Annotated in this window: 6 protein-coding genes and 1 pseudogene; 2 read left to right on the top strand and 5 right to left on the bottom strand. The window is 71.4% G+C overall.

Translation table 11 applies throughout. The annotated features are described in order from the left end of the window. The 4 genes from CCN72_RS03725 to CCN72_RS03710 all read right to left on the bottom strand — a co-directional run. On the bottom strand, nucleotides 1-252 hold a 252-nt coding region (locus CCN72_RS03725), incomplete at its 3' end, for a 2-oxoglutarate dehydrogenase E1 subunit family protein (protein ID WP_143664034.1). Nucleotides 253-553: 301 nt separating this feature from the next. Then, nucleotides 554-1672: a HAMP domain-containing sensor histidine kinase gene (locus CCN72_RS03720; protein ID WP_161216204.1), complete on the bottom strand. Its 1119-nt coding sequence runs from the start codon at nucleotides 1670-1672 to the stop codon at nucleotides 554-556. Nucleotides 1673-1674: 2 nt separating this feature from the next. After that, nucleotides 1675-2421 (bottom strand): response regulator transcription factor, encoded by a 747-nt coding sequence (locus CCN72_RS03715; protein WP_037660250.1) that lies wholly within the window; start codon nucleotides 2419-2421, stop codon nucleotides 1675-1677. 111 nt (nucleotides 2422-2532) lie between these two features. Further along, nucleotides 2533-3210: a spermidine synthase family protein gene (locus CCN72_RS03710; RefSeq protein ID WP_086806303.1), complete on the bottom strand. Its 678-nt coding sequence runs from the start codon at nucleotides 3208-3210 to the stop codon at nucleotides 2533-2535. 197 nt (nucleotides 3211-3407) lie between these two features. Here CCN72_RS03710 and CCN72_RS03705 point away from each other — a divergent pair, with 197 nt between their 5' ends. Both CCN72_RS03705 and lon read left to right on the top strand, forming a co-directional pair. Next, nucleotides 3408-4136 (top strand): rhomboid-like protein, encoded by a 729-nt coding sequence (locus CCN72_RS03705; protein WP_341868860.1) that lies wholly within the window; start codon nucleotides 3408-3410, stop codon nucleotides 4134-4136. A gap of 119 nt (nucleotides 4137-4255) precedes the next feature. Further along, the gene (gene lon, locus CCN72_RS03700; protein ID WP_086806301.1) at nucleotides 4256-6676 is read left to right on the top strand and encodes an endopeptidase La; all 2421 of its coding nucleotides are present in this window, start codon (nucleotides 4256-4258) and stop codon (nucleotides 6674-6676) included. A 299-nt stretch (nucleotides 6677-6975) separates the two neighbouring features. On the opposite strand, the pseudogene CCN72_RS40210 reads toward lon, so the two are convergent. Next, nucleotides 6976-7079, bottom strand: a pseudogene (locus CCN72_RS40210) (lysozyme); the annotation flags it as partial.

Genomic DNA, 7079 nt, shown 5'->3' with positions numbered 1-7079 from the left:
TACTGCGGCCGCGGGGGTCGCTGCGACCCCCGCGGCCGCAGTACCCGCCGGCGCGGGCGTGGCAGGCGCGCCCGGCTTGTAATCGGCGAAGAAGTCCCACCAGGCACGGTCTACCGAATTCGGGTCCTGGAGGTACTGCTGATAGATCTCGTCGACGAGCCACTCGTTCGCGCCGAACGCGGCCGCGGGGTTCTTCCCGGTGGCTTGGTCGTCGGTGGAGATGCTCGAGTTACTGGGGGACTGTGGCGACACGGCGGCAACCGCCCTCTTCCGCTTCACAAGGTGATGGACAGCGGGAATAAAGGCTACGCCTTGGAGACGGTGAAGGTCAGGTCGGGCCGGTTCATCGTCGTGTAAGTCACACCGAAAATCTTGTTTCAGGGCTTGAAATGGCGGGAAACAAGCGTGGTTCCGGATGTGCGAGGGTGCACTGGTGCGGCCCTGCGCCCCCGGCTTCTGCGGGCGGCGCGGGCCTGTGTCGCTCCACACGTGTCCAGCTGCGCGAAGACGGCGCGGACAACCGTGGATCTTGTGCCTTCGCTGGAACTTTACGTCAACTTGAAGCGGAGTTCGCTCCCGGAAGGGTGACGATGATCCGGCAGCCGCGCTCTGATTCGGCCACCCCGATCCGGCCGCCGTGCAGATCCACCGCCCAGCGGGCGATCGCCAGCCCGAGGCCGGTGCCGCCGTCGCTGCCCGGACCGTGCGGCCGGGTCACGGCACCCCGGTTGAACCGCTCGAAGACCCGGTGCCACTCCGAGCGCGGGATGCCCGGACCCTCGTCCAGGACCTCCAGCTCCAGCGAGTGCGGCTGGGGCCCGCGCCGCGCCTTCACGGTCACCCGGCCGTGCGGCGGGCTGTGCTTGACCGCGTTGTCGATCAGATTGGCGACGACCTGGTGGATGCGCTCGGGGTCCGCGTGCGCGGTCAGCTCCGGCGGGGAGACGTCCAGATGCAGATGGACGTCGGTGCGGGTGTGGCTGCCGGAGCCGGTGGCCATGCCCGCGCGCGCCGAGGCGACCATGTTGGCCTCCTTCAGTACGCCCGACAGGTACGGCCACACCTCGAAGCGCCGCAGCTTCAGCGGTACGACGCCGTTGTCGAGCCGGGACAGGTCCAGCAGGGTCTCCACCAGGCGGCCGAGCCGCTCGGTCTGCTTCAGGGCCGTGCGCATGGTCTCCGGATCGGCCTCGGTGACCCCGTCGACGATGTTCTCCAGCACGGCGCGCAGGCCCGCGATCGGGGTGCGCAGCTCATGGGAGACGTTCGCGACCAGCTCCTTGCGCTGCCGGTCCTGGGCCTCCAGCTCGTCGGCCATGACATTGATCGTCTGCGCCAGGTCGCCCAGTTCGTCGCGCCGGCTCTCGCGCACCCGGCGGGTGTAGTCGCCCTGCGAGATGGCCCGGGCGACCGTGTTCATCTCGTCCAGCGGCATGGTGAGCGAGTGCGCCACGAACTGGGTGATCAGCAGGGTGGCGATCATCGAGAACACCGTGATGAAGCGCAGCTCCGTCTTGGTGTGCACCGCGACGATCGACAGACCGGTGGTGATCAGCACCGCGATGACCACCAGCGCGGTCAGCTTGGTCTTGATCGAGAACGGGCGTACGCCGCCCCAGGGGTCCTCCGTGCGGGCCCGGGGGCTCCTCCGTGCGGCCTGGCGCCCGCTCACGCTCACGGGTTCGGCGTCTCCAGCGCGTAGCCCACACCGTGCACGGTGCGGATGCGCTCGGCGCCGATCTTGCGGCGCAGCGCCTTGATGTGGCTGTCGACGGTGCGGGTGCCGGAGGCGTCCGCCCAGTCCCAGACCTCGGCCAGCAGCTGCTCACGGGAGAGCACCGCGCGCGGGGTGTTGGCCAGGCACACCAGCAGGTCGAACTCGGTGGGCGTCAGATGGACGTCCTCGGCCTTCACCCGCACCCGGCGCTGCGCGTGGTCGATCTCCAGCTCGCCGAGGCGCAGGATGCCGGAGCGGGGCGTGGAGGCGGCGATGGCGGCCCGCTCCACCCGGCGCAGCAGCACATGCACCCGCGCGGCCAGCTCGCGCATGGAGAACGGCTTGGTCATGTAGTCGTCGGCGCCGACGCCGAGCCCGACCAGCATGTCCGTCTCGTCGTCCCGCGCGGTGAGCATCAGCACCGGCACCGGGCGCTGGGCCTGTACGCGCCGGCAGACCTCCAGGCCGTCGAAGCCGGGCAGCATGATGTCGAGGATCAGCAGGTCGGGCTGCCAGGCCTCGGCCGTGTCCACGGCGGCCGGTCCGTCGGCCGCGGTCTGCACGAGGAAGCCCTCGGCGCGGAGCCGGGCCGCGATGGCGTCGACGATCGTGGTGTCGTCCTCCACGACCAGTACCCGGCGCTGGGCGCCCGGAGTGGTGGTCGTCGCCGCCGTGCCGCTCTGGGAGGTGTGTGTCTGCTCCATCGCCCGCCCCTGCTTGTTGCTTTCCGGAACCCGTGGGGTGATCCCATGTCTGCGATCGACGCGAAAGATCCGCGTCAGGGCAGCACCCTACGGGGATCGGCGGTGCCGTCGCTATCCAGGGCGGACGCCGAGGTGCACGGCGTCCGGAACTCCCCGGGCAACGGGCACCTCTTCGGTACGCACCCGTCGGAACCCGGCATTCCGCAAGGTTCCTTCAAATTCCGGAGACGGCTTCGCCGACCATACGGCAAGCACCCCGCCCGGTCTCAACACCCGTGCGCAGGCGGCCAGTCCGGCCGGTGAGTACAGGCTTTCGTTGTCCTCGGTGACCGTCCATCCAGGGCCGTTGTCGATGTCCAGGCACAGGGCGTCGAACGTGTCCGATGTCTCATTGACGTAACGGACGAGATCGTCTCGGACGATCCCGGTGCGCGGGTCGGCCAGCGCGCCGCGGGTCAGTTCGGACAGGGGTCCCGCGCGGTGCCAGTCGACGACGGCGGGCTCCCGCTCCACGACCGTGATCCGCCCCCAGCGGGGATCATCGGACGCGTGTGCGAGTGAGAATCCGACGCCGAGGCCGCCGATCAGCACGGCCGGTGCCGGGCGCCCGTCGAGGGCGTCGTACGCCGCGTCGATCAGCAGCCGCTCCGAGCGGCCGTCCGAAGTATCCATGAGGAAGCAGCCGTTGGCGATGATCTGGAGCAGCTCGCCGTGTCTGCGCAGCACCACCTCGCCGTACGGCCCCTCGCGCCGGTCCAGCACCACGGGGGAGTCGTCTGGGACAGCCATGGGTCCATCCTGCTTGAACAGGGCTTTGCTTTCACGGCAATTACGGATGCCGGGCCCGCGGGGCGCGGGTGCCGGACGTGGCCGGAACCGTGGCCGGAACTTATGAGGTTGCCGTGAAATCGCTCTCCTGCGGCTCCGGACGTGGACAGCGGCTTCCTTCAGCACGGAGGGTGGGGCGGAACGGAAGGAGCGCCACCGTGGAACGGATCGCGCCGAAGACCGTGGGCGCGGACCTGCTGGACGGTGTGCCCCGCCAGCGGTCCGTGCTGCCCGCGCCGCCGCCCGCCCGGCCCCTCGCGGTGCCGCGGGTGCGTCCCTGGCTGCTGCTGCCGACGCCCGCCCGGACGCCGTTCACCCTCGGGTACGCGGCTCTGCTGGCCGTCACCTCCCTGCTCGCGGCCCTGGCGCCGCCCTCCCTGGTGTACGCCCTCTACCAGGGCTCCAGCACGGACGTGGCCCACCTGGTGCGCTCGCCCGCCGTGGTGCTGCTGACCAGCGCGCTGTGGATCGCGGGCGGGCTTCTCTCGCCGTACGCGCTCGCGTTCGTCCTGGTGCTCACCGCGCTGGAGCGCCGGATAGGCGGTGCGCGGGCCGCCTGTGTCTTCCTCGCCGGTCATGTCCTGGCGACCCTGGCGACGGAGGTCCCGGTGGGCCTCGCGGTCCTCGCCGGGCATCTCCCGGGAACCTCCCTGCACCGCCTGGACTACGGCATCAGCTTCGGCGTCGCCGCGAGCACGGGCGCCCTGGCGGGACTTCTGCGCCCCTGGCTGCGCTGGCCGCTGCTCGCCGGTACGGCGGCCCTCCTGCTGAACGACCTGCTCGCCTATACGGACCCCATGACCAACTGGGGCCATCTGATCGCGCTGACGATCGGTGTGTCGACCTGGCCCGTCATCCGCCGCTGGGCGGCCGCCGAGACCCCCTGAAGTCCCCTCCCACCTGCACCGACAAGGCGATCGCTGACAGCGAACGCCCCGTTGGGAACATTCGCCGGGCGGCAGACATTGAGTCGGCATAACTCAAGTTGACTGCCGAAGGGGAGATCATGGCTGCTGAGTCACCGGCGTTCACGCTTGTCCTGCCCGTGCTGCCGCTCGACGACGAGGTCGTGCTGCCCGGCATGGTGGTTCCGCTGGACCTGAGCGATGCCGAGGTCCGCGCCGCGGTGGAGGCCGCACAGGCCGCCGCGCGCTCGGAACCCGGCAAGCCACGGGTGCTGCTGGTGCCCCGCGTCGACGGCACGTACGCCAGGACCGGTGTGCTGGGCACGGTCGAGCAGGTGGGCCGGCTGGCCGACGGCGACCCCGGCGCGCTGATCCGCGGCCGCAGTCGCGTCCGCATCGGCGCCGGCACCACCGGACCCGGCGCCGCCCTGTGGGTCGAGGGCGCCGAGGTGGACGAGACCCTGCCCGAGCCGCTGCCCGGCCAGGTCGCCGAACTCGTCAAGGAATACAAGGCACTCGCCACCAGCTGGCTGCGCAAGCGCGGTGCCTGGCAGGTCGTGGACCGCGTCCAGGCCATCGACGGCGTCTCCGCGCTCGCCGACAACTCCGGCTACTCGCCCTTCCTCACCACCGAGCAGAAGGTCGAACTCCTGGAGACCGCCGACCCGGTGGCCCGCCTCAAGCTCGCCACGCAGCAGCTGCGCGACCACCTCGCCGAGCAGGACGTGGCCGAGACCATCGCCAAGGACGTCCAGGAGGGCGTCGACAAGCAGCAGCGCGAGTTCCTGCTGCGCCGTCAGCTGGAGGCCGTCCGCAAGGAGCTGCGCGAGCTGAACGGCGACCAGGAGGGCGAGGAGTCCGACGACTACCGCTCCCGGGTGGAGGCCGCCGACCTGCCGGAGCCGGTCCGCGAGGCCGCGCTCAAGGAGGTCGACAAGCTGGAGCGGTCCTCCGACCAGTCGCCCGAGGGCAGCTGGATCCGCACCTGGCTGGACACCGTCCTCGAACTGCCGTGGAACGAGCGCACCGAGGACGCGTACGACATCCGGGGCGCCAAGGCGGTCCTCGACGCGGAACACGCGGGCCTGGAGGACGTCAAGGAGCGCATCACCGAGTACCTGGCGGTGCGCAAGCGGCGCGGCGACCGCGGGCTCGGTGTGATCGGCGGGCGGCGCGGGGGCGCGGTGCTCGCGCTCGTCGGCCCGCCCGGTGTCGGCAAGACCAGCCTGGGCGAGTCCGTCGCGCACGCCATGGGCCGCAAGTTCGTCCGCGTAGCGCTCGGCGGCGTCCGCGACGAGGCCGAGATCCGCGGTCACCGCCGTACGTATGTCGGCGCGTTGCCCGGCCGGATCGTGCGCGCCATCAAGGAGGCCGGGTCCATGAACCCGGTCGTGCTCCTGGACGAGATCGACAAGGTGGGCTCGGACTTCCGGGGCGACCCGGCCGCCGCCCTCCTTGAGGTGCTCGACCCGGCGCAGAACCACACCTTCCGCGACCACTACCTGGAGGTCGAACTCGACCTGTCCGACGTCGTCTTCCTGGCCACCGCCAACGTCCTGGAGGCGATCCCGGAGGCGCTCGCCGACCGGATGGAGATCGTCCGCCTGGACGGCTACACCGAGGACGAGAAGGTCGTCATCGCCCGGGACCACCTGCTGCCGCGCCAGCTGGAGCGGGCCGGGCTCGACACCGGCGAGGTCACGCTGGCGGAGAGCGCGCTGCGCAAGCTCGCGGGCGAGTACACGCGCGAGGCGGGCGTGCGCAATCTGGAGCGCTCGATCGCCCGGCTGCTGCGCAAGGTCGCGGCCCAGCACGAACTGGGCGAGCGGGAGCTGCCGTGCACCGTCGCGGACGGCGATCTGCGCGCCCTGATCGGGCGGCCGCACCATGTGCCCGAGTCGGCGCAGGACCCGGCCGAGCGCCGTACGGCCGTGCCCGGGGTGGCGACCGGGCTCGCGGTCACCGGCGCGGGCGGCGACGTGCTCTTCGTGGAGGCGTCCCTCGCCGACCCGGAGACCGGCGCGGCGGGGCTGACCCTGACCGGTCAGCTGGGCGACGTGATGAAGGAGTCGGCGCGGATCGCGCTGAGCTTCCTGCGCAGCCACGGCGCCGAACTGGAGCTGCCGGTGACCGATCTGAAGGACCGGGGTGTGCACATCCACTTCCCGGCGGGCGCGGTGCCGAAGGACGGCCCGAGCGCGGGTGTCACCCTGACCACCGCGCTGGCCTCGCTGCTCTCCGGCCGCCAGGTGCGCACGGATGTGGCGATGACCGGTGAGGTCTCGCTGACCGGCCGGGTGCTGCCGATCGGCGGGGTGAAGCAGAAGCTGCTCGCCGCGCAGCGCGCCGGGGTGACCACCGTGATCATCCCCAAGCGCAACGAGGCCGACCTGGACGACGTCCCGGCCGAGGTGCTGGACAAGCTCGACGTCCACACCGTGACCGACGTCCGCCAGGTCCTGGAACTGGCGCTGGTGCCCGCGGCCGACGGCGCGGCGCCGGAGGTTCCCCTGGCGGCGTGACGGACGACTAGGGTCTTTCGTCTGGATCAGGTCGGATCAGGGAGCGGGGTCTGGTGCCGTGCGTCGCAAGGCGGAGGAGGGCGACATGGCGGAGCCATGGCAACCGACGACAACGCCGCGAGGCGCGGTGCCAGGGCCCGCGAGCCCGGCATGATCCAAACGAGAGGCCCTGGGGTGAAAGGCAGGGCCCGGGTCCCGTGAGGGAGGCCCGGGTCCTTGCCGTGTGCACGCCCGGCTCGGTGAGCCGGGCGTGGCGTGGCGGGGCCTCGGCCGATGGGGCTCGGTGGCCGCTCCGGCCGTCAGCCGTTGGCGAGCGCCTGGACGCGGTCGAGCGCGCCGTTGAACTTGTCGTGGTCGCCGACGGTCGCGCCGGAGGAGGTGTACTGCCACATCGTGTAGTACG

The organism is Streptomyces murinus (assembly GCF_002154555.1).
Lineage (GTDB): Bacteria > Actinomycetota > Actinomycetes > Streptomycetales > Streptomycetaceae > Streptomyces > Streptomyces murinus.
Note: the sequence above shows the minus strand (reverse complement) of the source record. Positions and strands in the feature narration are given on the sequence as shown.